Consider the following 25492-nt stretch of genomic DNA (forward strand, 5'->3'; position numbering starts at 1 on the left):
GTGGCCAACAGGCGGTCAATGAAGACCAGCTTGTGCTTGGCTCCGGCACCGGTGGCCCGGCGACGGGGGCGTTACGTCAACACGGCCTGGTGCCGCTCGTGCCACAGCGGGCCGAGTCCAGCGATCACAGCGGGCGTCAGCCCGGTGATCCGCTGGCTACGGATGATTGCTGCACGCGCCCAGTCCTCTACCACACGGATCATGATCAACGATCAAGGTCTCGACGCGTTACCGCCAACCAGGCATGAGCTCGTCAGGTTGTCGGGGGATGCTGTGGCTGGTGGGGAAATGGGTGACTGGGTCCGGTGTGATCAGCCATACTTTGAAGTGGAAACGCGGAGGGGAAGTGCGAGTGATGCGGGACTGTTGGTGAAGCGTCGTGTCGGCCCCGACGGGGTACATCTCTTTGACCGCCGCACGGGTCTGAACGTCCTCTTCGATGAGGTCGATGCCCCTCAAATGCAATGGGCCCGTGCGCCCCGCCAGGTTTCGATCGCCCTGACCAACGCGTGCGACCTTGCCTGCCCGTTCTGCTACGCGCCCAAGACCGCTGCGGTGCTCGACGCCGAACGGCTGTGCGCGTGGATCGACGAACTGGACACAGAGGGCTGCCTCGGCATCGGGTTCGGCGGCGGAGAGCCTACCCTCTACCGTCGCCTTCCGCAGGTGTGTCGTCACGCGGCGCAGCGCACGGGGCTTGCGGTGACGATGACGACGCACGCACACCGCTTCACTCCCCAGTTGGTCGACGCGCTGGCCGGATCGGTCAACTTCGTCCGGGTTAGTGTCGACGGAGCCGGCGCCACCTACGAGAAGCTGCGCGGCCGCCCTTTCGCCGAGCTCGTGCAGCGGCTCACCTGGATCGGGCGGACTTTTCAGTTCGGGCTCAACTGCGTTGTCAATGCGGAAACGTTGCCGGATCTCGACGTGGTCGCCGACCTGGCGGCTTCGGCCGGGGCCGCGGAACTCCTGCTGCTCCCCGAGCGACCGGCACGCGGACGCCCAGGCTCCACCCCCCACACCGTGGCCGCCCTCCACCAATGGATCACCAACTACCGCGGGCCGGTAGCCCTCACCATCGGCGAAGGCGAGAGCGGTGCTCTGCCGACTGCCCAGCCGTTGCCAGGCGAGACGGGGCTGCGCGCCTACGCCCACATAGATGCCGTCGGAACCCTGCGGCGCACCTCCTACCATTCAGTCGGCGAACCGGTCGACGACCGTGGCGTTCTCGCCGCGCTCGACCGACTGCAGCAGAAGGGTGTCGCATGAAGGTCTGGTACGGGTACGGAACCGAGCACTCCATGAACCTCGTCATGATCGGCCGGTTCAGGGACGCCACTGCCGCCGAACGAGCCCACGCTGTCATCAAAGAGGTCACGAAGACTCTGGAAGCGGAGGAGGCAGCTGGCCGTTTGACCATCGGCGAGCCGGACGACCGATTCAGCGACGAGGTCTTGAAACTGCTGAGCAGCCTCAACATTCACAGCATCGGACCCCGTGAGCTTGAGCAGTTCCTGTACGACCTCACCATGCGGCGCGAGGGCGACTCCATCGTGGTGACCACCGATGAGAACGATGTTCAGGCGCTGCTTAAGGTCCTCCTGGACAAGGGGGCTCGCATCGAGGTGTATTCCGCGCACGACTACCCCGGCACCAACCACGGCCGGGGCGAATAGGGGGCGTTCGATCCGATGACCGGTCTGGATTGGGAGAAGTTCACCGCGCTGCCAGGAAGCCGTCGGGACAACTTCGAGCTGCTGTGCAGGGGGGCCGTCACCCACGCATACGCTCGTTACGGTCGCTTCATCGCCCTGGCCCAGCAGCCTGGGGTCGAGTTCCACCTCGACATCGACCAGCCGGCCTGCCCGCTGGGTGAACCCGGTCGCTGCTTCGGGTGGCAGACCAAGTGGTGGGACATCGCGTCGGGCCGTGCCATCGGTGCCACCCGCCGAGCCGATATCGAGGATTCCCTCAAGAAGACCGAGAAGCACTTCCCGGGTATCACCGACTTCGTGCTGTGGACACGGCGCCCTCTCACCACCGGTGACCAAGCGTGGTTCCGTGGTCTGCCCACCAAGATGAAGCTGCACCTGGCCACGGAGGTCGAGCTCGACCACCTCCTCGTCGGAGATGCCATCTTGCTGCGCGAGTCCTACTTCGGTTCCCTCGTCCTAACCCCGGAGCGTCTGGCCGAACAGCATGAGCGGGCCGCCGCCGAGGCGGGCGAGCGCTGGATTCCCGAGGTGCATCAGGCGTCGGCTGCCGAACACCGGCTTCGGCGGATGCTCGCCGAACCCGACGCGTGGGACGATTTGAGCGACACTCACCATAACATCGCTCGCTTCGAATCGGCCCTCGATGACGCGGCCATTACTATGCCTCCCCCGCTGGCCGAGCAGACCGCGAAGGTGATCGCCACGGGACGAGACGTCTCCGAGCTTCTGCACGAGGCACACCAGCTGATCCGCAACAGCCTGCCCTCCCCGCTGCTGGGGGCCACCGACCGCACCGTGCCCCCGGCTCCCCCGGCGCACCCCACCGTGCTTCGGCAGCTGCGGGCCCTGCGGCATCCCGCAGCGCTGCCGCTGACCAATCTGATCGCCCACATCCGCGACGCCGCTGCTCTCGCTCACCACGTCACCGATCACCTGTCGATCCGACTCGCGGTCATCACCGGTGACGCCGGATTCGGCAAAACACAACTGTCTGCGACGCTTACCGCGCCGACTGCGGCACGCCCCGCCGGAGTCCTGCTCTACGGCAGGCGCCTGGGCGCCCGACAGAGCCTCGACAACCTCGCCAGTCAGATCACCGTAGCGGGCAAGCCCCTGTCCTCCTTTGAGGAACTCCTCGCCGCCGTTGACGCGGCCGCACAGCGCGCCGGATGCCGGCTGCCCATCGTCATCGACGGTCTCAACGAGGCCGAAACCCCTGCTATGTGGTCGCCGTTGCTGAGCAGCCTGCAGGTGGCTCTCAAGCGGTACCCGTCCGTACTCGTGGTTTGCACGGTCCGCGAGGCATTTCTCGACGACACCATCCCTCCCGGCGTGCACGACATTTACGAGCTCGACGGATTCGACGAGGACCTAGACGAGGCTATCGCCCGCTACTTCACCCACTACAAAATCGAACCAGGCGATGCCGACCTACCACGCGAACTCCTCAGTCATCCACTGACACTGAAGATCTACTGCACCGTAGCCAACCGGGAGCGCCGACAGCCCGTCAGTGCTGCGAGCCTGCCCAGCTCCCTCACTGGAATCTTCAGCGCTTTCCTCACCTCCGCCGCCCGCCGCGTCTACGAACTCATCCCATCCATCCACCCCAACGACGTCAACCAGGCCCTCGACGCGCTGGGGGACGCCCTGTGGGAGAAACAAGCACGCGATCTTCCCGACACCCATGCGAAGCAACTCTGCCAGGACACCAATCGCCGCTGGCAGGAAAGCCTTCTCGCCGCACTCGAGCACGAGGGCGTCCTCCTGCGTCACCCGGACGACGTGGGAGGCGCGGCCTGGTCGTTCGTCTACGACCTGATGGCCGGACACGTCGTCGCCACCAGTCTGGTGCGCATCCACGGCACGAGAGGCATCCGCCAGCTGTTGAACGAAGACACCACCACGGCACGCTTCAACGGGACGCCGGAGGAACGCCATCCGCTCGCCACCGACATCTTCCAGGCCCTAGCAGGTGTTCTGCCCCGCGCAGGCGCAGCACAATTGTGGCAGTCCGTTGCCGAACCCCTCCGCCTGCGTGCCCTCCTGCAGTCCGCCCGGCTCGAAGCAGACCACCTCGACTCCGCCACCGTGGACGCCCTCGCCGCACACTGCGATGACCTCCGGGGAAGAAGCGACATTCTCCAACGGCTTTACAGCACCCGCGCAGCCCCTCGGCATCCCCTCAACGCGGTCTTCCTTGACCGGATTCTGCGTGACCGATCCGTCGCCAACCGCGACCTGCGGTGGAGCGAGTGGCAGCGCGACCACAGCCGCCGCTTCCGCGTCGACGCCGCCGCCTTGGCCACACGCTGGCGCGAGCACCCGCACCGCACGGAGTCCGACGAGCTGCGAGCCCGGTGGCTGATGTGGACGCTGACCAGCACTGACCGTGATCTCCGCGATGCCGCCACGGCGGCCCTGTACTGGTACGGCCGGCACGACATCAATGGCCTGTTCAACCTCGCACTGGAAGCGATCACCATCAACGACGCCTACGTCGGTGAACGTATGGTCGCCGCCTGCTACGGCGTCGCGACGGCACACCCACTCCATAACCCAGACCTGGAAGCCGCCCTGCCTGACTATCTCGCAGGACTGCTGAACGCATACACCGGGGCCGAAGCGACCGACCCCACCTTCCACGCCCTGATCCGGTACTACGTCTCCTCAACGTTCGATCTCGCTCACCGCTCGTATCCCGCCACGGTGCCAGACACAGCCGAACTACCGCTGACTTTCAGCCCAGCACCGGCCATCACCCCGCTGGCCGAGGGCGACCCGCGCCGGGATGACGTCAGCTCGACGATCGGCATGGACTTCGGTAACTACACCCTCGGACGCCTGTTTTCGGACCGCGACAACTACGATGACTCCCACCCAGGCCACCGGGAAGCCACCGCTGTCGTTCTCGGTGTAGTGCACGCACTGGGCTGGCGCCCTGACCCGTTCGACGAGGTGGAACGCCGCATCACCTCAGCAGCCTCCCTCCGGCGTCGCACCTCCGGCGGCCGGACCGACCGCTACGGCAAGAAGTACGGCTGGATCGGCTTCCACACCATGGCGGGCATGCTCGCAGACCGCGGCCAGCCACCCGAGGACCTCGAAGTAGACATCGACCCGACCTTCCCCCAGCCTTCTCAGCCGGTCCCGGTCCCGCTTGGCACATGGACGCTGCGGACCCCAGCCGACGACCTCGAATGGCTGCGCCACGGAATCGTCGACGTGCCGGACGACTTCCTTGCGCCGGCCCGGCTCGGTGAGGACGAAGGCCCCTGGGTACTCGTGCACGCAGAGATCGACACTAAGGATGTGACCACCGGACGCGACGCCTTCGGCCTGTTCAACACCGTCCTCATCGACCAGGAGAACCTGACCGATCTCCTAGAGGTGTTCGATGCCTTGCCTCACCCCGGCCGAGACATGATCGACTTGCCAACCGAGTATTACGTCTTTGCTGGCGAGATCCCATGGCACACCCGGTTCGCTGCACCCGAACCGGGACTGAACACCGAGGACCTGTACAGCGGCACACCTCGCTACGACCGGCCCGATCTCCGCTTCGAGAGGCTGGCCCACCACTTCGTCTGGGAGCCCCACCACAGCAGCCAAAACCAGGCTACCGCCTACGTCCCCAGCAGACCGTTCTCACAGGCTTTCGACCTGCGTACTCTCCCGGCCGGCTTCGATCAGTGTGAACCCTCCGGTGCACACGCCGCCCGGTCTTTCGCTGCCCCCTCCGGCTTCTCGGGAGGACTGTTGTACCTGCGTGCCGACCTCCTTCGACAATATGCGGCCGGCCGTGCGATCGTCACCCTCTGCTGGGGGGAGCGGCAGATCACGACCGCCTGGCCCGAAAGACCGTCCGGCGCCTTGAGTGATCTATTCCGGGCTTATCAGAACATTTGGCGTCAGGCTACTGAGATTGAACGCGTGGTGTCGTAGGGGGTGACGGCTGGTCGGTGGCTGCGGTATCACCGAAGGTATGCGGTATCCACAGGGGGGCGGGCTGACCGCCGAACGGCAGCAGTTTCGCGAGGAGTTACGGCTGCGGGCGGCCGAGCGGTTCGCCTTGGGCGAGGGCAGTACGGCGATCGCCAGAGATCTGCGGGTCAGTGTCCGCTCGGTCCAGCGATGGCGTCACGCGTGGGCCGAGGGCGGCCCGCGATCCCTGCGTTCTCAGGGGCCGGCGTCCCTGCCAAGACTGAGTGATCAGCAGTTCGCTCAGCTGGAGGCGGAGCTGGCCAAGGGGCCGGCCGCGCATGGCTGGGAGGACCAGCGCTGGACGCTGGCCCGGGTCAAGACGGTGATCGGCCGGCGCTTCCATCTGACGTACACGATCCAGGGTGTGCGGAAGCTGTTGGTGCGTAACGGCTGGTCCTGCCAGATTCCGGCCCGTCGTGCGATGGAGCGGGACGATGACGCGGTCGCGGGGTGGGTCAAGGAGGTGTGGCCCCGCGCGGAAGGTTGGCGGCGGCCCGTGGGGCCTGGCTGGTCTTCGAGGACGAAGCCGGCTTCTCCATGATGCCGCCGCACGCGAAGACATGGTCCCAGCGCGGCCGCACCCCGGTAGTCCGGGTCCGCGGCCGTTCCCGCCGCCGACTCTCCATCGCCGCGCTGACCTGCTACGAGCCCGGGCACCGGTCGAGGCTGATCTACCGGCCCCGCCGCGATGACGGCAACCGTGACGGGCGCAAGAGCTTCTCCTGGCGCGACTACTGGGACCTGCTGATCGCCGCCCACCAGCAGCTCGATGGCTCCATCGTCCTCGTCTGGGACAACCTCAACGTCCACAAAGCCGCAGGTCTGCGGGAGTTCGCCGAATCCCGCGACAGGCTGACCATCTACTACCTGCCGCCCTATGCCCCCGACCTCAATCCCGTCGAAGGCATCTGGTCACTTCTACGGCGTGGATGGCTCTCGAACGTCGCCTTCAGCACCCCCGAACACCTCGTCCAGACCGTCCGGCGCGGCCTGCGACACATCCAGTACCGCAGCCACCTCATCGACGGCTGCCTCACCGAGACCGGCCTGACCATCCGACCCGTCTGACCAGCAGACGACATCCCGAGTTCAACCTCAGTAGGCACTGTCCGGCGGATCATGGGCGGAGCCATAAGCGGACTGCCGCTGCTGTGACCGTGCCGTGGAAGACGTAGGCCCTCTTGTCGTAACGAGTGGCGACCGCGCGGGAGTTCTTGAGTCGGTTGATGGTCCGCTCGACCTCGTTGCGCCGCCGGTAGCGCTCGCGGTCGAAGCCAGCAGGTCTGCCGCCCGCGCTGCCTCTGCGCCGGTGGTTGGCCCGCTGGTCCTTCGGCTCGGGGATCGTGTGCTTGATGCGCCGTCTTCGCAGGTAGCGGCGATTTCGGCGGGAGCTGTAAGCCTTGTCGCCGCTGACGTGATCGGGCCTTGTCCGGGGCCGGCCGGCCAGTGGGCGGGGAACTCTGATCCGGTCCAAGACCTCGATCATCTGCGGGGCGTCACCCCACTGACCTGGAGTGATCAGTAAAGCCATGGGACGGCAGCCGCCTTCACCGGCGAGGTGGATCTTGGAGGTCAGACCGCCCCGGGACCGTCCGAGTCCCTCATCGGGGCGGTGGTGCCGGGGCGTCGTCCTTTTTTTCGGGACCCGCGGCCTGGCCTTGCGGGCGTCGGCCGCGTGCTGGTGGGCCCTGCAGGACGTCGAGTCGACGCCGACCATGCCCCAGTCGATCCGGCCGGCGAGGTCGGCGTCGGCCTGGACCGCCTGCAGGAGCCTGTCCCAGGTGCCTTCCGCCGACCAGCGGCGATGCCGTTTATAGACGGTCTTCCACGAGCCGTAGCGTTCCGGCAGGTCACGCCACGGAACGCCGGTCCGGACCCGGAACAGAATCCCGTTGAGCACGGTCCGGTGATCGTTCCACCTGCCGCCCCGGCCACCCGGCGAAGGCAGACGCGGCTCCAGCAGCGACCACTCGCGATTCGTCAGATCCCCCCGACCCATGACCCAACCAACGAGCGACCGGTCGGAAAAGTCACATGATCCGCCGGACAGGCCCTAGTAGGGCTTTGTTAGGTGGTGTCGTAGGTCTGCCATGGGGTGGGTTGTCGGCAGGTGGGGCAGGTTCCGGTCCAGGTGGCCAGCAGGTGTTGGAGGAGAGCCAGGGACTGGTAGAGGGTCAGGCCCTGGCAGGGACTTTTGGGCAGGACCTCTGTTCGGTCAGGAAGAGGTGGGCGGCGGTGACGAGGGTGACGTGGCGGTGCCAGCCGGTGAACGAGCGGCCCTCGAAGTGGTCGAGTCCGAGAGTCGTCTTCAGCTCGCGGTAGTCGTGCTCGATGCGCCACCGCAGCTTCGCGAGGCGGACCAGGTCCTGGGCGGGGATGTCGGCGGGCAGGTTGGAGATCCAGTACTTGACCGGCTCGTTCTGCCCTTCGGGCCACTGGGCGATCAGCCACCGCAGGCCGATGACTCCGTCGGGGGCGGGTTTCGGGCGGCGGCCGGCGAGGCGGACCCGCAGGAACACGAAGCGGGCGGACATGGCAGCCTTCGAGCCCGTGCGCCAGGTCACCGCGACCGCGCTGCCACGTCCGGCGGCCAAGACGTGTTCACGCAGACTGACCGGACGGGTGCGGTAGCGGGGCAGCGGACGCGGACCGAGCCCGCCGTAAGGCGGCTGGTGCGGCACGGCCGACTCGGAGTGGGCGGTCATCTCACCCTTGACCTGCAGAGCGTAGGCCAGGCCCCGGTCTTCCAGGCCGTGACGGAAGTCGGCGTTCGCTCCGTAGCCTGTGTCCGCGACCAGTACTGCGGGCCGCAGTCCGACCGCGGCCAGTTCGTCGAGTATGTCCAGTGCGAGCTGCCACTTCGGCTGGTGATGCTCGCTCTCGGGGATCCGGCAGCGGGCCCGACGGCTGGCAGCTTCGGCCCCGTCCCAGCTGCCGGGCAGGAACAAACGCCAGGACAGCGGGCACGAGGCGGTGTCGGAGGCGGCGTGGACACTGACTCCTATCTGGCAGTTTCCGACCTTGCCCAGGGTGCCGGAGTACTGCCTGGCCACCCCGGGCGAGGCTGTTCCGTCCTTCGGGAAGCCGGTGTCATCCACCACCCACACCTGCGGCCGGACCACTGCAACCGCCCGGCGGGCCAGCCTCGTACGAACCGTGTCCACCGGCCAGGTCGACGAGGTCATGAACTGCTGTAACCGCTGATGGTCCACGCCCAGGCGTCCGGCCATCGGCTGCATCGACTTCCGACGCCCGTCCAGCAGCAGACCCCGCAGATAGAGGCTGCCCTTCACCCGCTGGTCAGCACGCGACAAAGGCGCGAACACCTCCCCAGCGAACTCCTCCAACCGGCCCCGACACGATGCAAGTTCATTCGCCCTCATACCAGCAGGAAACCACCAAGGCGACCACTTGCCCAGACACGTAACAAAGCCCTACTAGCTCCGTTGGGCCGAGAGGGACCGCCAGGAGGCCGTCTGGGTCGAGCGGCAGATGGCCACCGCACCCTCCTGACCGTGGCCCAGACCCAGATGCTCCGGCGCATGAAGACGGATCTGATGCAGTTGGTACGAACACGCGCCTGAAACCTCGGTGACGCTGTCATCCCTCAGCCGTACCTTCGATAGATGAGCAAGCCCGATGGCAGGAAGACGAAGCGCCACCACCACACCGTGCCGCGCTTCTACCTGCGACGTTTCGCAGCGCCGGACAGCCGCCTCCTACGGGTGCCCATCGACGGCAGCGCTGCCCGCCTCGTGGGGGTGGGCGACGCTGCTGTTCACAAGGACTTCTACTCATTCAGAGGACCAGACGGATCCCTTGACGATGTGGTCGAAAACCAGCTCTCCGTTGTGGAGGACGCAGCAGCTCCTGTTCTGCGAAGGGTTGTAGACGAGCGCCGATGGCCTCTGTTCGGGGATGACCGCGAGATCATGGCCCTCTGGGTCGCGCTTCAGTACCTGAGGGTCCCCGCTCACCGAAAGGCCGGGAATGAGGTCACTGACCACTTGGTCAAGACCACGATGGCGATGGGCGGTAAGCCCGGCCTGCGCAGCCGGATGGAGGAGTTGGCGAAGGGCCCCGTCGCTGACGACGAAGTCGAGCGTGCATGGGCTGAGGTGAGCGACTTCTCGAACTATGAAGTTCGATCCGACAATGCCGAACATCTCAGCCTGATGGGGATGATGATCCCGGAGATAGCTCAGTTGCTGATGAGCCGGACGTGGGTCTTGGTGAGGTTCAGCCGGAAGACGCTTATTACCTCTGACCATCCTGTTGTGCAGATCTGGGACCCCTCGGTACCGGATTGGATTGGCCAGGGCATGGCGACTGTCCCCGCCGTCTGTCTGCCCCTCGATCGGCGCGTCGCTCTGTTGATGTTGCTTCCTGGCGGTGCGCCGGACCGCGAGACGACGCCTACCGTGGCGATGGCGCGCGATCTCAATCAACGAGTGGCGGCCAGCGCGCGAGGCGCCGTCTTTCACCATCCTGAGGACGACCTGGAGGGCATCGTTCTTCCGGAACCGCGTCTGAGGGAGATGCGTATCAGCGTAGGCCCGGCAGGTTTTCTCCTCCCCGACGGTCCGTCCGAGGAGTTCAAGGCCACCATGAGCGAGGCCCCGGAGCCACCCCCTACCGCCAGAGCACCTCGACGCGGTCCGGGTTCTACACGTTGAAAGGCCGGGTCGCGGGGTGGGTCAGGATTTCCCTGATCAGGCCCCGGTACGTCGACTGCTTTCGGGCGACGGAGTAGTCCTTCCACGCCTTCCGAAGCTCGGCCGCGCTGATCTCATGGAGGTTGGCCTTGACCCCGTATTCTGCGGACTTCCGGCGGGCGTCGGTCATGCGGACGTTCAAGGTGTCGGTGGCCTCCCTGATCTCCCGGGCCGGGCGGTCGCCGTCCAGGTAGTGGTAGGAACGACGTGCTGCCGACTGCGTCGCCTGGCTTCCGGGCAACCGTCGTGTAGCGCAAGCGACCTCTGCGGGAAAACGAACCGGAAGCACCAGGCGCTTACAGCGGCTAACACAATGAGGTGGATCGGGCCTGTTGGCCGTGTCCGTGTCCGGAGTTGGGCGTTGTCTGGGCATGGGGGCTTCGCCGTGGATCGTGTCGGATGCTCTGTGGGAGCGGATAGAGCCGCTGCTGCCGCGCAAGGAACGCCGGTTTCGGCACCCTGGACGGAAGCCGCTGCCGGATCGGCAAGTGCTGTGCGGCATCCTGTTCGTGCTGCACACCGGCATCCAGTGGGAGTACCTGCCGCAGGAGTTGGGCTTCGGTTCGGGCATGACGTGCTGGCGGAGGTTGCGGGACTGGAACGAGGCCGGCGTCTGGCAGCAGCTGCACGAGGTGCTGCTGGCCGAGCTCAACGCGGCGGCCCGTCTCGACTGGTCGCGTGCCGTGGTCGACTCCAGCCACGTACGGGCCATAAAAGGGGGAGCCTCACGGGACCGAGTCCGGTCGATCGTGGCCGAAGCGGATCGAAACACCACCTGATCACCGACGGACAAGGCACACCGCTCGCCGTGATCCTCACGGGCGGCAATCGCAACGACGTCACCCAGCTCCTGCCCCTGCTCGACGCCGTCCCACCCGTCAGAGGCCGGATCGGGCACCCGCGACGCAAGCCAGACTCACTCTTCGCCGACCGCGGGTACGACCACGACATCTACCGCGACCAGGTCCGCCAGCGCCGCATCGTCCCTGCCATCGCCCGCCGCGGCACCCTCCACGGCACCGGACTGGGAACCTACCGCTGGGTCGTCGAACGCAGCTTCGCCTGGCTCCACGGCTTCAAACGCCTCCGCATCCGCTGGGAACGACGGGCCGACATCCACGAAGCCTTCCTCAAACTCGCCTGCTGCCTCATCACCCACCGACAGATCAACTCATTGTGTTAGCCGCTGTTAGAAGGCGCCTGCTCTGTCCCTGGCTCCTCGCTGCCCGGCGCTGGTGCGGCTGGCAGTACCCCCGCGCGGTGCTTGATTGTGCTGATTCGCCGACGGCAGACACGTTGAGGGCGCAATTGACTGGAATGACGCGCCGAAGCAAGCAAACCTGGAACAGTCCGCAGCAACGCGGCTACGCGCTGCTTTCACTTGTGTGCGCCAGGGCGTCGGGAGTATGGAGTCGGGCGCAACATAGCCGACGATCGCCGGTTAGCCAAACCGGCGTTTCTCCAGACCATTGAACTACCCGCTGATCTGGCGGGTGTGTTCCGTCGTTCCCGCAAGGAGTTCAAAAAGTATGTCGGTCGAAGTCATGGAAGAAGAGTGGCTGTATTCCGAGGAGCAGGTTCGAGCGCTGCTTGAGTGGGTGCGTGGAAGGGAGGGTGTTGAACGTTCGGTGTACCCCTTCATGCGTGTTGTGGCCGAGCAGGCTCTGCGCCCGGGCGAAGCCCGTGAGCTGCGAGTGAGCGACGTGGTGCTCCCGGAGCGTGGTCTGGGCAAGCTGACCGTCCGCTACAGCGGGAAAGTGAGGGAGGTTCCTCTCCGCTCGCAGTCCGTCGTGCTTCTGCGGGCGTGGATAGGCGAGGCCGGCCTGCGGGAGGACGCTCTCCTGTTTCCCGACCTGCGCGGACGTTCTGCCTCGACTTCCGTATACCAGCAGGTATGGAAGCAGGCCCAAGAGGCCGTTCTGCCACGGGACGAGCGGTACTCGTGGCGCCTGGGGGAGCCCATCTCCATTCTCCGGGAGTCCGGCCTGGTGAAATGGCTCGGGATGGGCATCTCACCCTTTACGGTTGCTGAGTTGGCCGGTGTGACTCCGAGTTGGCTGGTCCTGCGTTACCCGCATTGCTTCCGTGTGGAAGACGCCGAGATCGACCGGGACCGCCTGGAGGCCGTCATGGCCTTCCAGAGTCACTGAAGTCGTGAATTTCGCCCCGCGCTCTGGCTGAGGTCCAGAGCGCGGGGGCGCATGGGGCACACCCGCCCTCAAGATATGAACTCCTGAGCGCGATGAAGCCGCCGTGTGATCAACCTCCGTTCGGCCGAGGCTCTCCCTACAGGTTTCACCTCCCGACAGGGTTACTTGACCGCCCCTTGCACCGGCCGATGCTCTGATGGCCGTCTCGCCGGGCGCCCAGCCCTTCCCCAGTACTTCGAGGCCCCGCTATGTCCGCACGTCTGCTGTCCATACCCACCGTCGCCGCCGCCCTGGACGTCGACCGTCGAACCGTCTATCGCTTCATCGCAGCCGGCGACCTGCCTGTCGTCGACCTCCGCACCGAGCCAGGACGCTCCCGTGTGCGGGTCCCAGCGGCCAGTCTTGACGAGTTCCTCAGCCGTCGCGCCGTTGTCATGCCGACAACGCGCCGCTGACCCCGATCACGGCGGCCCCGTCATCGAACAAGGAGTAGAGCCTGTACCTCCGCAAGTTGAAGACCGGCAACTGGCAGGCGACCGTACGCAACCGGGCAGGAGACCGGTACAGCGAGTCGTTCCCCCTCAAGGCGCAGGCCCGCGCCTGGGGCACCGAGATGGAGACACAGTCCGCCCGCGGAGGCATCCGCGACCCACGCTCCGGCGAAATCACCTTCCGCGAGTGGCACGACAGGTGGTGGGATGCCTGCATCGTTGAGCCCCGTACTCTGCGCGGCGACGCCTCCACCATCAAAAACCATGTCATGCCCCACTGGGCGGACTGGGAGATGCGGGCCGTTACTCGCATGGACGTCCAGAGCTGGATCCGCTCCCTGGTGGAGAAGGGCGTGGGCGCTGCCGCGATCAAGCGGGCGTACAACCTGACGTCGTCCATCATGCGCGCGGCCGTGGACGACGATGTGATCGCGTTGAGCCCGTGCCGCCGCATCGACCTGCCTCAGATCGCCGTCAAGCCGCCGCAGTGGTTCACGACCGACCAGGCGCAGAGCATCCTCGACGAGCTTCCCGCCCCCTGGAAGACGATGTGCCTACTGGGCGTTTACACCGGACTGCGCTGGGGCGAACTCTCCGGCCTTCACCGTCACCGCATCGACCAGCGTCGCTCGCGCCTCTTCGTGGTCGAGGTCAACACCAAGCGGGGCATCAAGGAGTATCCCAAGAGCTCCAGGAGCCGTCGGGAGGTCCCGCTCCCGGCCCATGTCCTGGAAGCACTTGAACGTCACATCTACCGGCTCGACCGGGACGCCGTGGTGTTCACCACCGTCACCAAGGGCAGGGCTGGACGGCTCCTCGATGACGGTAACTGGCACCGACAGACATGGTGGCCAGCCATCGAAAAGGCTCACTACTTCGATGACGACGGCGAGCAGAAGCTCGTCCCGCACTATCCGCCCCACTCCATGCGCCACACCTGCGCCTCATGGCTGGTCCAGAAAGGAGTCTCCCTCTACGAGGTCCAGCACCTCCTCGGCCACGAGAGCTTCCAGACCACCCAGCGCTACGCCCACCTGCAGCCGGACGCGCACAAGGCCGTCCTCGGGGCCTGGGAGCGGATGGAAACCCCGCTCACGATCGCCGCATAAACGTCCCTTCGCCCCTGTCCTGCTTGGACAGGGGCGAAGCCGGTTGCGAGCAGAACGCGGTCACGATCACGAGTTCGAGTCGGCCGGCTGTTCCTGGGGGAGCACCCAGCGGCCATCAGCGTCGAACGCCCACGGATAGGCGTAGGCATCGACCTTCGCGAGCTCGCGAAGAACCTCCCGCCTGGCCGGGGGATCCGGCGGAGTGACAAGCGCGCGGGGCAGCGGGTCGAGCCGTGCGGCATACGCCTCCGCCCACTGCAGCCATTGCGCCTCGCCGGCCGGAAGCGGAGCATGGCCAGCTCGAGCACGGGCTGCCTGGCAGAAGGCGCGGATCTCGACAGCCTGATTCCAAGCACTCATCTGTTCGGCGAGCACCTTCGCACGCTGCTGATCGATCTGCTGCTCACGCGCCTGTGCGATAGCTGCGTACCATCGGCGCCGCCGCTCGGCTTCGAGCAGTTCCTGCTCCCGGTCCCGGCGTTCGCCTTCAGCAGCGAGACGTTCGAGGTCCTGTAGGAGGTGTCCCAGGCGCGACTCCAGCGTCCAGCGGGCCCCGTCGCTGTGCGTATACGAGTGCTGGTACTGGCCCTTGGCGGGTGCACCGAGGGCGAGGCGTCCGTTGAACTCCTCGTCGTACTTGGCGGACCGCATCCAGGGATTGCGCTCCCTTTGGCGTACCTCCTTCGGACTCGGCTCGTGCGGGACTTTGGTCGTCCGTTCCGTGAGGACGAGGGGAAAGGCTCGGCCCCGGATCACGATCGCCAGTGTGTGCACGGCCTCCCCGCGTTGGAGGTCGGTCTGAGCCTCAGCTGTATAGCCGCGGCTCTCAGCTTCGGCCAGTAGCGCGTGCATGATCCGTAGGGCGCGGTCGGCAAGCGGACGCGACACATGCAACGAGATAGCCCCTGCTCTGCCTCGAGTGTCGACCACGCCCTGCGAGCGGCCCATGGCTTTACGCGTCGCACGGACGGGAGGGTGCGGCCGATCCAGAACCTCCGGTACGTCGATGCGCGGCACCGGAGCAGGCTGGGCAGCCTTCTCGGCCTCTTCGTTGACCAGGGTGAAGACACAGTCGCCACGTTGGCGACCGTTCCACCGCACCTTGTGACCTTCCGGAACGTGCCCGTTGTGGAGTGCGTCGTAATAAGCGGCCCGCCACCGCCCCCGGGTCCGAGGCGCAGGATCAGCAACCGTGACCGTCCCTGATGCCGACTGCAGTCGGGCAACCAGTTCAGCCCCGCCGGCCGGAGCGAGCGCAGCTTGAGCGCTGTCACCCTCCAACCGCTCCTTCTCCGCCTGAACCTGCCGGGGATGCTTGCCGTGCTTAAGGTAGTAGCGGCCGTCCGCAGTCACCACGGCGACGTGACCACTGCCGCGCCAAGTCCTCTTAATCAGCCCACGTTGCTCCAGCGCCCAGGCGACCTGTGTACAGCCGGGTGCGATACGCACGGCATCGGACACCGCCGCGATCTCGCGCAGCAAGTCAGCCTGCGGTGCAGACACCGCGTACTTCACCACTCCGGCTCCACTCGAGGATGCAGATGGGATTGCCAAGGTAAGGGGGAAGGGAGGCGACCGAGGTGCGTTGGCCCCTCATACGAGTGGTGCCAAGGCTGAACCCGACCACGGACGACGGCATCTGGTGTAATGCCCTGCTGATCCTCCACAGGGCAGATCTGCCCGGAGTTCGCTGTTCGACATCGTCTTGGTGCCCTGCATCCGCCACCGGGACGCGCTACTCAGGCGTGGCCGCGAACGACCCGGTCGAGCAGGGGCTGAAGGCGACGTCCGTCTCTCGCGGAGTCATCTATGCTCGCACCCAGTTGATATGTCCGGTTCGCTTCAGGGGGCGGAGAGCCGCATGGCCGATGAGATCAAGTACGAGTACAAGGTCGTGCAGACGGTTCGAGGCACCGACGGACTGGTGATCTCGAAGATGCAGAAGGACGGATGGGAGCTGGTGGAACAGCTTCCAGGCAGACTTCGCACCACCCTCAACTTCCGTCGCCCGAAGAGGTCACTGCCTTGGCGTCTGATCGGGGCAGGGGCTGCCGCCCTCGTGGTCTTGGCCGCCATCATCGGCACGGGCGTTGCGCTCGGCGACGGCGACGAGGAGAAGGGCGCGGCGGCCAGTTCGCCAGCCGCGAGTGAGAAGCCTTCCGCTACGCCGCCCGCAAACGAGCCGACCACCGCTGAGGTGATCACGGGGCAGAACAGTCCCGAGTTCGCCACGTTGTTGAAGGCGGATCCGTGTGGCGAAGCGAACGTGAACTTCGCAACCAAGCACGAGGGGCAGACGGTCGCCTTCGACGGGTCAATCAGGCACATGGCGGCCCACGCGGATGACCAGACCCGCTACGACTTCCTTCTCGGCCCGGGCGACAAGGGGCCGCAGACGACGGACGGCCCGAACTTCAAGTACGAGGACGTCAACACCGGCAACCTCCACCTGACCGGCAAGGAGGTCCCTGCCACCATTGCAGTTGGCGACAAGTTCCGCTTCATCGCCGAGGTGATCGAGTTCAACACGGCCCAGTGCCTATTCCGCCTCGCCCCGGTCTCGACGGAGACCCGGTAGCCGAGGTGGCCAGCCTTCCCATCATGGAGGAAGCTGCCCAAGGGAACGGCCCCCTGCTCCATCCATTCGAGAGTTTTGAACTTTCCCACCAGCTTGCCAGACGGCAGCTCCATCCTTGACCCATGCTCGCATCCAGCCCTACCCAACGGCTCGCCGACCACGTTCGACATTCCCTTGGCAGCGGACCGTTTCTCCAACCCGGCGGATGGACCCACATGGGTGCTGTCATCTGCGACGCCAGCTTCCAACCACGGTGCAACTACGAGAGGACTCTCCGACCGCGGCTCCTCCATTTGCAACTGAGCTGGGCTGATGCAAGAACAGTCCGCGGATTCCAGCGCCGGCTCGTCACGGAAGACCTCGCCGTGGCCATGAAGTTCAACCACGCACAGAAGGTCGCGACGGCTCACGCGATCACCGACCTCCTCGCTGCCGACGAGGTCGATACCCGCGAGGACCTCCACGCCTGGCTCGATCATCAGGCCAATCGCGCCGCTCTGCGCACGGTGAAGGGAGTGGGGCCGAAGAGCATCGACTACATAGGCAATCTCGTCGGCCGTTCGCACGTCGCTGTCGACGTACACCTGCGTGCCTTCGCCGGGGAGGCTGGTGTTCCGAATCTCCCATACGACCAGCTCCGCGCCGTGTATGAGGAAGCCGCCGTGCTTCTCGGGCACGACAAAGGTGGGTTGGAGCATGCCGTTTGGCGGCACAGGTCGAAGGCCACGTAGCCAGCGGGCCTGGCCGTGGTAGGTGCGGTTGCAGCAGGCTGATCTGCTCGCCGAGTTCGTGGACCGTGTCTCCGGTTCGCCCCCTTCCACGAGTTAGCGAAGATCCTGCGGTGTCACCGTCGAGGCGAGGCGGAACTCTCCTGTGGCTGGGGAGAGTGCCGTGATCCGTGCGTGGGCTCATCCTGTTCGATTCGTTCTGCGGCTGAAAGTCGCGCAAGACCCGCCTGTTCCTGGCGGGCAAGGGCTACCCCGGAGCAGTCGAACCGGGCCCCGTGGGCGGGCGTTCAGTGACGACTCTGCCCCGGCCTCCGCGAGCTCTTGCAGCAGCTGCTCCATGAACGTCACCCGAAGCTGTGATGGAGGGCTTGGCCTCCGCCCGGTGGCCGGAGTTTCCAGCGCTCGGGTGGACTGAGGTCGTGGAGCGGCGGCCTAAGTCTTCGGCGGGCGTGACTCGCGGGGAGGGTACGCGCCGTGCGCCAGGTGGTGCTGGCCAGAGCCGGTCCAACACCGGGCGCGGCCCGGGCGATCGCTCCGGCCACGGAGGCAGCAACGGTTCGATTCAGAGCCCACAACTCATCGTCCACGACACGGTCGACGACCCACACCTCACGAACGGCCGTGGCGAAGTGCTCGGCCGGGTAGAAGGGCAGCGGCCAGCACTGTCAAGGTCTACGAGGTGGGTATGTGCGACTGTCTCCGTATAGCCGTCTTGAGTTCTCCCTCTGGGGCAGTCGATCGGTGGCTCCGCCTCAGCGATGGCGGAGTCGATCTCGGGGATGTGTGTGTCGAGCAGCTCACGGACGGTTGCGCATGGCGGTATCCCACCGTCAGGACGGGCCGGCACGTCGTAGAGCTCGTCCTCGCCGCACAGCTGTTTAGCAAGCCTGTGTCCGCTCGACGGCGGGCAGCTTCGATTCGCCGACAGGGGTGATGGACGCGACCCACGGCCGCTCGCCGGCAGTCCCGCCGAGCGGCACCACTCGTGACTGGTCAGTCACCATCCGCAGGCATCAGGAAACCGTCCGCTTCACGGACCGCCCCCTTCGCGACGAGCTCGTCCACATCTCGCGTGAGCGCATCCCTGATATCAGGACCCAGCCGTGTCCACCCGAAGAAGCGTGAGACCTCGCGGAGCAGTTCCTCTCGGTGGACGCCCGGACTTTCCTCGACCACATGTCCCACGACGAGCCGCCGCTCGACCGACGGGACCTGCCCGACCTTGCGCGCCACGGTTGCTGTCGGAGTGCGAGCGAAGGCCAGCTCCCGGCCAGGAACGTCGTACGCCTCGCCGACTCGCACGATCTGCCCCGCGGAGGAGATCCTCCGCAGCGCTCGACGAACTGAGTCCCGGACCACCGCGCCCGCCCTTGAGATGCCCCAGGCCGAACGGACCCGGGTGAAGATCAGGTCCTCCGCCATCGGGCCCTCAGCCTTGATCACGGAGAGGGCAACGTCGGCGACGACTCCCACGGCATCTGGGTCTTGCAGCTCCGCATCCCGCATGCCGCGACGCTTGGCGGACGTGACCCGCAGGTTGACCAGTTGAACGTCGACGACCTCCTCATACACCCGGCTCCACGCGGGGGGCCCGTCGTCCACCGCTACGAACGTCACCGACGGCCCCATGTCCACCGTCGTGTCCGGCGCGGCAGATCCCTCTGCAGGAGCCTCCTCGCTGACTAGCTCCTCCGGTCTCACCCGAAACGGGTCCTGCGCGCACGCCTCCTCTACCGCGGCGCGCAGGCGGGCCATCGCGTCCCGGCGGTTGCGGTACCAATCCGTGCCCCAGATGCGGTGCAGATTCCAGCCGAGGTCGCGCAGTACGGCCTCCCGCAGCCGGTCGCGGTCGCGGGCCGCGCGCGAGGAGTGGTACATGACACCGTCGCATTCGATGCCGAGGGCGTAGCTGCCTGGGGCGGCAGGGTGCCGTACCGCCATGTCGACGCGGAAACCGGCGACGCCGACCTGGGGCTGTACGGAGTAGCCCCAGTCGCGCAGGACGCCCAGGACTTCTTCCTCGAACGGGCTCTCCGGCACGGCGTCCGGGTCGGCCGCAGCCGTCTCCAGGATGTGGGGGCCGTGCTCGGCGTACTGGAGGTAGCGCTTCAGGTGCTGGACGCTCTTATTGCTATTATCGGCCAGCTCGGAACCATGGAAGGAGGCGACGACCTCCATACGTCGCCGGGCGCGGGTCACGGCGACGTTGAGACGGCGCCAGCCACCGTCCCTGTTGATGGGGCCGAATGTTGAGAGCAGCTTGCCTCGGTGGTCCGGACCGTAGCCGACGGACAGGATGATGACGTCGCGCTCGTCGCCCTGGACGGTTTCCAAGTTTTTGATGAAGAAGCCGTCGAGACGATCTTCGGTGAAGAAGCGATCGAGGTCGGGTCGGGCGGTTCGTGCCTTCTGGACGGCTTCCTCGACGGCCTCGGCCTGTGCCTTGGACAGGGCGACCACGCCCAGGCTGAGCCCCGGCCTGGTGGCGAAGTGGTGGATCACGCGCTGTGCGACCGCCGCTGCCTCGCCTGGGTTGTTGCTTCGACCACCCCGGTCGTAGACACCGTCGGCCTTGAAGAACTCGACGCCGAGGTCCGGGCTCTGCTCATACGCACCCGGGAAGGTCACCATGGTGTTGTCGTAGAAATCGTTGTTGCTGAAGGCGATGAGGTTCTCGTGGCGGCTCCGGTAGTGCCATCGCAGCGGCAGGCCACGCAGCACGCCGCTGGCCTTGCAGGCGTCGAGCACGGATTCGAAGTTGTCCGCGCCCTCCTCGTCCCATTCGTCATCGTCGTCGCCGTCGCCGGCGCTGAAGAACGAGGTCGGGGGGAGCTGCTTTTGGTCGCCCGCCACGATGAGCGCGCTGCCGCGGTAGACGGAGTTCACCGCATCCTGCGGCAGCACCTGGGACGCCTCATCGAAGATGACGACGTCGAAGCGGAAGTCCGGCGGCAGGAACTGGCTGACCGTCAGAGGGCTCATCATGAAGCATGGCTTGATGAGTCGCACGACATCCCGTGTCTCACCCAGCAGCTGCCGTACCGGCTTGTGACGGCGTTTCAATTGCGACTGGCGGCGCAACTCAGCCGCGGGGCCGATGTTGGTTCTACGCGGGCGGCGGGCATTACATGCCGCGATGACCTCAGCGTGGGCAGCCTCCACAAGGGCGCGATCCGCGTCTCGGAATCGCTCGACGAGCTGATCGCGGTCCGCCGCGCGCATGGGCTTGAGCCGGGCGTCGAGCCCGAGGCGTCGCTCGATCCAGGCGGTAAGGACGGCGCGTTCGACAGAGGCGGGGAAGTCGGCCGCGGACACGCCGCGCTGCGCGAGCTGGGAGGGCAGCCCGTCCAGGCCGTACCGTCGCAACTGCTTGAGAGCCTCGGAGCACGTGGTCCATGCCTCGGGGCCGAAGGGGTCATTGTCCAACTGGGACAGACAGGTCGCGGCAGCGGGAAGCGACTTCCGGAGCTCGCGCTGCAGAAGACGGCTGCGTTGCACGTCAAAGTGGGCGACGAGGTTGTCCCGCTGGCGCTGCCAGTCGTCGTGGCGGTCGGCCACGGACGTGTCGGAGGGGGCATCCAGCATCAGCCGGGCTGCTGGGGCGGACAGCGGGGCTCCGTGGCCTCCATGTGCTGTTCGGCGTACCTGCTGGGCCCAGTCCAGGGCGTCGAGCACAGCTCCCTTGTTGGTCGCCGCCCCCTGGTAAAGGCCACCGAGCAGCTCCTCGTGGCGTGGGGCGTCCTCGGCGAACCGCGTGACGACCGCCCGCGCGTCGACCACTGCCGTCACTGCCTGGCGAGCCCGTGAGAGAGACAGCCCGCTGTCGGCGTCGGCGACGCGCCCCACAGAGCGGAGGAGGTCGGCCGCGTCCTCGAAGGGTTCGACGTGGGCGCGTAGCCAGCGCGCTGCGTCGTGCAAGGGGCCGGCTAGCAGGTGCGCGCCTACGGCTGCCAGGTGCGGCTGACCGGCGTACTCCCGCCAGGCGTGCAGGTCGGTACGGAGCTGTGGCTCCGTCCGTCGCACAACGGCGTGCGGAACGGGTCGTGCGTCCGCGAGGAAGCCGATAAGACGTGCCCGTCGGACGGGATCGGTGAGCGTGTCCGGCGCCAGCCGTTCAACGGTGTGCGCGGCTTCCAGGGCGTCCTGCAGTGCGGCAGTGTCGACGCCGCTATCGGGTGCGTACCGACCGAGCAGCTTGCGCTGCTCCTCGTCGGCGCGGGCGCCCAGGGTGGATTTGTGGATGGTCCAGGCGCGGTGCAGGAGTTCGAGGACGCCGCTCGGACCCTGCTCTGCGCCGAAAGAAAGTGCCCGCAGCTCGGCGGGATCGGTGTCCAGTCCCTGGTACCAGGAGCCGCAAAGGCGACGGTGAGTGTCCTCCTCGGCCGCGAACCTGACGGTCTCTCGCCGGCTCTCCTGGGCGGCGCCGATCGCCGCTCGGGCGCCTGCGAGCGTGTACGCGAAGTCAGGTCCGTCGTCGCGACGGCCGACGGAAGTGACCGTGTCGATGACGTCGACGGCCTGAGCGAGTGGATCCAGGTGGTTGCGCAGCCAGCGGGCGGCGTCGGCCAGAGAGCACTTGGCGAGCTCGTCCGCGACGGCCGCCAGGCGGGGACGTGCCAAATCCTGCCGCCAGGTGTTCAGATCCTCGCTCAGGGCCCTACAGTGCTCCAGCAGTTCCGGAGCAGGAGTACGACCGTCGGCGACCTGGGCGGCCATCAGACCACGACGATGCGGGTCCAGGACCGTGTCCGGCGCGAGCCGGTGCACGGAACCGGCGTGCTCCAGTGCCGCTACCAAAGCAGGCACGTCGGGCAGATCCGTCCCCGCATAGTGTCCGAGGAGAACGGCATCCCTACGGGCGAGAGACCGCAGGTGGTCGTGGGCCGTATGCCAGGCCAGGGCGAGCGGCAACCGGGCGTACAGCTCATTGCGCCACGAGCCCGCGATCGTCAACGCACCGAGTGCCTTGCGGTCTGCGCGTACCGCGCTGGACAGCAGGCCGCCAATCCCGCGTGAGCCTTCGGATAGGCGACCTATCAAGTCCGGCAGCCCGGGGGTGACGGCGGTCTCGGGCCTGAAGACGTCCTGCGCAGCCTGCTCGGCCTCAGCGAGCCGGCGCGCGGCGTCGGTGATCTCCGCGCAGGCTTCCCGCACCTGAGACATCACCTCAGGGGCGAGCCATGTGTCCAGCATCCGGTGGGAGGCCGTGGCCAGCTTCACGAGGACGAGCAGCTCCTCGGCCTCCTGCGTGCTCCTCGGCCGGTCGTGCCCGAGAAGCCTGGCCGTGGCTGCGGCATGCTGTTCGGCAGATTCGAGGGTCGCCCCCAGGCTCGCGAACCAATTGGAGAGCCCTGCGGTCTGTGTACGTGTCAGAGTGCTCAGGTCCAGGCCGGCTGGTTCCAGTTCTGCAAGGTTCTGCTCGGACGCCGGTGGTTTCGTGTCGAGCGTGGCGGGAATCGAGGCCCAGCCAGGGCCGGCCTCTATGATCGCGTGTGCCTGTGCGGACAGAACCGTGTCACGTCGGGCGAAGAACGTGTGCAGACCGTCGGCGACGACGTTGACCGCCGCTCTGTCCGCCTCGGATGCTCCCCTGGGCACTAGCCACTGTTCGAGGGGCCGGTGGTCGGCTCCCGCCAGTGCGACGACGTCGCAGAGATCTTCCGCTGCCGCAGCGCTGCCCGGGATGTTCAGCCCCAGCTGCTGCGCGACCTCGGCAAGGGTGCGGTGCGTACGCTCAAGACCGTCCGCGGTCGTCTCGAACTCGTGGGCCAGCTCGTTCGCGTGCTCCTCCGACAGCTCGGAGGGATCGATACCGGCCGGAGAGAGAGTGGCCAGGGCGCGTTCGGCTTCGCTCGGCACGGGGGTGAGGCGCGGTGAGAGTTCCTCCCAGCGATCCCCTGCCACGGAGCGGGCCGTGGCCTGCGCTCTGACCACCTTTTTGAGAGCGGAGACGAAGTCGTCGACCGGGCTCTCCACCGTGTCGGCGAAGTCGGCACTGGCCAGCCATGTTTCGGGCACCGGGTGGCGTGACTCGATTAGCGCGAGGAGGTCGATGAGCCGGCGGACGCCATCTTCCTCATCGATCGGCTCGCCGTCTTGCGAGAGATCCTGGTAGTGCGCCACCGCCGTGGCAAGCCCGTCCCGTGCGGCCATGGCCTGGTCGAGCGCCGGGCGGGGATGGGGACTTCCGGCCTTCAGGTCCCGCCAGGGAAAAGATGGATCGGCGACTGTCTGCCAGGCACCGGCAATGGCCTTCGTCGCCTCGATGACGAGGTGTAGGTCCTGTCCGCTGATTGCTGCGGCGTCGAACACCTTCTGCTTGCGGGCAATGCCGTCCGCCTCCGAAGCCAGGAAGGCCACGTGTGCCTCGGACAGCTGCCCGATCCTGCCGATCACATCGTGCAGGCTCTGGCCGAGTGGCTGGCTGATCTCGTTCATCGCCTCGGCATAGGCGCTGAGGGCCTCGCGCGCCTCGCGGGCTCGGGCGACCGCCTCCTGGGAGAGTCGTGGGGCTCGCGGCTCCTCTTCCAGAGCCTTTCCCAGCTCCTGAGCGACGGCTCGGCGGCTGGTGTTGTGGCTGTGAAGAGGAAGGGCGTACGAGTCGAGGCCAACGGATTTCAGCCGATCCAGCACCACGTCGAGCGCGGCAGCCTTCTCACTGACGAACAGCACGCTGCGTCCCGCGTGCATCAGACCGGCGATCATGTTGGTGATCGTCTGGCTCTTGCCTGTACCGGGCGGGCCGTCGAGCACGAAGGACTGCCCTGCGACAGCGGCCGCGACGGCCTGACGCTGCGACGCATCTGCATTGAGGACGAGCGGGCTGTCCTCCGGCGGACTGAGCTCGTCGATCCGGTCGGCGTCGATCTCTTCGAAGTCGAAGCGGTCCGACGCCAGTCCTGCCTTGGGGCCGAGCGCCACTGCCCGTACGAGATCGCTATTCAGGATATGGGCTTCGTTGTCCAGCAGGTCCTGGTACATCGACTCCTTGTGGGAGGCGAAGAGCGCCAGAACCACGCGCCTCGAAACCTCCCAGCCCGATTTCCCGGCCACTGCGGTGTTGACCGCGTCGATCACGGCGTCGAGGTTCGTCGGATCGTGTTCCGTGACGGGCGACCAGTCGATGTGGAATTGCTCCAGCTTGACCTTGAGCGCGGGGTTGAGGCGCGGTTCCTCGTCGTCATTGACTACCAGGCGGATACGTCCGTTGGCCAGTCGCTCGATACGCACGGGAAAAAGGAGGAGTGGCGCGTTGCTGCTCGTCGACGCGCCGTCCTCACGCCAGCGGAGGATGCCGACACCCAACTGGAGCGTCCACAGACCGTAGTCGTTGAAGAGTTGGGTGGACTTGCTGCGCAGACTTGTCAGCGCACGGAGGAGCGCCGGCCCCGTCGTCTTCTGGGTGACGATCCCGTACGCGGCACCATGCCGTTCGGCGAAGCGTGTTTGCGCCTGGCCCCCCTCAGAGTCCTCGGTGGCGGGCTCCTCGTCGGGCAGCGGCGCGAAGTCCCAGCCGCGTTCCAGACCCTCGATGAGTTCCTCGGCCGACGGCTGCGCGATCTCCAGGGTCGCCGCCTTGGTGTGCCTGAAGTTGAGGAGCCGATTGCGGCCACTCAGGTCGACGAGTGACGTCCGCCAGTTGGCCAAGATCGCTTTGAACCGCTCCAGCTCTTCACCGCCACCAAAAGCACTCGGGTTTGCCACACTCGTCCTAGCTGCTCGTGTTCTCTCACTGGGCCTCCGAGAAGCGATGTGCCCTAATGAAGCCGCACAAGCCCAGGGCGAAGCCGCTCCCGAGAGAGTGGTGCCCTCCGGCTGCTCCAGTCCCGCCGACCCCCTGATTGGAGAATCCTATGACTCTGGCCCCATGGCGTGAAGAGCGGTGCCCCCCTGGCTCCGCCGTCAGCGACGCGGCTTCTCACGTGTTAACTCACCGCACGCGGAGCATCTCCGGGAACCAGGAGTCCAGCGCAGCCCACTTCGTGTGCCCGGTCGACGACTTGCACGGCGCGCCTGTGCTTG

The 25492-nt window shown here is 66.6% G+C and carries 16 protein-coding genes and 1 pseudogene; 12 read left to right on the forward strand and 5 right to left on the reverse strand.

The features are described from left to right. Positions 1 to 201 precede the first annotated feature (201 nt). Genes B9S64_RS25240 through B9S64_RS25260 form a run of 5 tightly spaced genes read left to right on the forward strand, consistent with a single transcriptional unit; the run spans position 202 to position 6767 of the window. The gene (locus B9S64_RS25240; protein WP_219818802.1) at positions 202 to 1269 is read left to right on the forward strand and encodes a radical SAM protein; all 1068 of its coding nucleotides are present in this window, start codon (positions 202 to 204) and stop codon (positions 1267 to 1269) included. Continuing rightward, positions 1266 to 1676, forward strand: a complete 411-nt coding sequence (locus tag B9S64_RS25245; RefSeq protein WP_103492589.1) for a DUF6375 family protein — start codon at positions 1266 to 1268, stop codon at positions 1674 to 1676. Before B9S64_RS25240 ends, B9S64_RS25245 begins: the two co-directional genes overlap by 4 nt. A gap of 15 nt (positions 1677 to 1691) precedes the next feature. Further along, positions 1692 to 5660, forward strand: a complete 3969-nt coding sequence (locus B9S64_RS25250) for an NACHT domain-containing NTPase (protein ID WP_103492588.1) — start codon at positions 1692 to 1694, stop codon at positions 5658 to 5660. Positions 5661 to 5700: 40 nt separating this feature from the next. Continuing rightward, on the forward strand, positions 5701 to 6240 hold the full coding sequence (locus tag B9S64_RS25255; RefSeq protein WP_103492587.1) for a winged helix-turn-helix domain-containing protein: 540 nt from the start codon (positions 5701 to 5703) through the stop codon (positions 6238 to 6240). After that, on the forward strand, positions 6237 to 6767 hold the full coding sequence (locus tag B9S64_RS25260; RefSeq protein WP_258037969.1) for a transposase: 531 nt from the start codon (positions 6237 to 6239) through the stop codon (positions 6765 to 6767). The genes B9S64_RS25255 and B9S64_RS25260 overlap by 4 nt, the downstream gene beginning before the upstream one ends. Before the next feature lie 49 nt (positions 6768 to 6816). On the opposite strand, the gene B9S64_RS25265 is transcribed toward B9S64_RS25260, so the two are convergent. Further along, positions 6817 to 7698 (reverse strand): IS5 family transposase, encoded by an 882-nt coding sequence (locus tag B9S64_RS25265; protein ID WP_103492585.1) that lies wholly within the window; start codon positions 7696 to 7698, stop codon positions 6817 to 6819. 175 nt (positions 7699 to 7873) lie between these two features. Further along, complete coding sequence (locus tag B9S64_RS25270) at positions 7874 to 9082, reverse strand: IS701 family transposase (RefSeq protein ID WP_103492584.1); 1209 nt, start codon at positions 9080 to 9082, stop codon at positions 7874 to 7876. A 243-nt stretch (positions 9083 to 9325) separates the two neighbouring features. Between B9S64_RS25270 and B9S64_RS25275 the strand changes: the two genes are divergently transcribed. Further along, positions 9326 to 10375, forward strand: coding sequence for a DUF4238 domain-containing protein (locus tag B9S64_RS25275; RefSeq protein WP_103492583.1), 1050 nt, complete (start codon positions 9326 to 9328; stop codon positions 10373 to 10375). Here the strand turns inward: B9S64_RS25275 and B9S64_RS25280 are convergent. Continuing rightward, positions 10365 to 10655: a hypothetical protein gene (locus B9S64_RS25280; RefSeq protein WP_103492582.1), complete on the reverse strand. Its 291-nt coding sequence runs from the start codon at positions 10653 to 10655 to the stop codon at positions 10365 to 10367. The two genes, B9S64_RS25275 and B9S64_RS25280, sit on opposite strands and share 11 nt — an antisense overlap. 113 nt (positions 10656 to 10768) lie before the next feature. Here B9S64_RS25280 and B9S64_RS25285 point away from each other — a divergent pair. The 4 genes and pseudogenes from B9S64_RS25285 (at position 10769) to B9S64_RS25300 (ending at position 14164) form a co-directional block, all read left to right on the forward strand. After that, positions 10769 to 11597 (forward strand): annotated as a pseudogene (locus tag B9S64_RS25285) (IS5 family transposase). Positions 11598 to 11943: 346 nt separating this feature from the next. Further along, positions 11944 to 12564 (forward strand): site-specific integrase, encoded by a 621-nt coding sequence (locus B9S64_RS25290; RefSeq protein WP_103491398.1) that lies wholly within the window; start codon positions 11944 to 11946, stop codon positions 12562 to 12564. Between the two features lie 248 nt (positions 12565 to 12812). After that, positions 12813 to 13019 carry a helix-turn-helix domain-containing protein gene (locus B9S64_RS25295; RefSeq protein ID WP_103491397.1) on the forward strand — a complete coding sequence of 69 codons (207 nt, stop codon included), beginning with the start codon at positions 12813 to 12815 and terminating at the stop codon, positions 13017 to 13019. 56 nt (positions 13020 to 13075) lie between these two features. Next, the gene (locus B9S64_RS25300; RefSeq protein ID WP_103491396.1) at positions 13076 to 14164 is read left to right on the forward strand and encodes a tyrosine-type recombinase/integrase; all 1089 of its coding nucleotides are present in this window, start codon (positions 13076 to 13078) and stop codon (positions 14162 to 14164) included. Positions 14165 to 14230: 66 nt separating this feature from the next. Here B9S64_RS25300 and B9S64_RS25305 read toward each other — a convergent pair whose 3' ends face one another. Further along, positions 14231 to 15682 carry a hypothetical protein gene (locus tag B9S64_RS25305; protein ID WP_258037862.1) on the reverse strand — a complete coding sequence of 484 codons (1452 nt, stop codon included), beginning with the start codon at positions 15680 to 15682 and terminating at the stop codon, positions 14231 to 14233. A 343-nt stretch (positions 15683 to 16025) separates the two neighbouring features. Between B9S64_RS25305 and B9S64_RS25310 the strand changes: the two genes are divergently transcribed. Then, a complete protein-coding gene (locus B9S64_RS25310) occupies positions 16026 to 16742 on the forward strand; it encodes a DUF4839 domain-containing protein (RefSeq protein WP_103491395.1) in 717 nt (238 codons plus the stop codon). Between the two features lie 215 nt (positions 16743 to 16957). Then, positions 16958 to 17473 carry a hypothetical protein gene (locus B9S64_RS25315; protein WP_181012297.1) on the forward strand — a complete coding sequence of 172 codons (516 nt, stop codon included), beginning with the start codon at positions 16958 to 16960 and terminating at the stop codon, positions 17471 to 17473. Between the two features lie 990 nt (positions 17474 to 18463). On the opposite strand, the gene B9S64_RS25320 is transcribed toward B9S64_RS25315, so the two are convergent. After that, positions 18464 to 25174, reverse strand: a complete 6711-nt coding sequence (locus B9S64_RS25320) for a DUF3320 domain-containing protein (RefSeq protein ID WP_103491394.1) — start codon at positions 25172 to 25174, stop codon at positions 18464 to 18466. Between the last annotated feature and the right edge of the window lie 318 nt (positions 25175 to 25492).

Origin of the sequence: Streptomyces sp. SM18 (genome assembly GCF_002910775.2) — a bacterium.
Classification (GTDB): Bacteria; Actinomycetota; Actinomycetes; order Streptomycetales; family Streptomycetaceae; genus Streptomyces; species Streptomyces halstedii.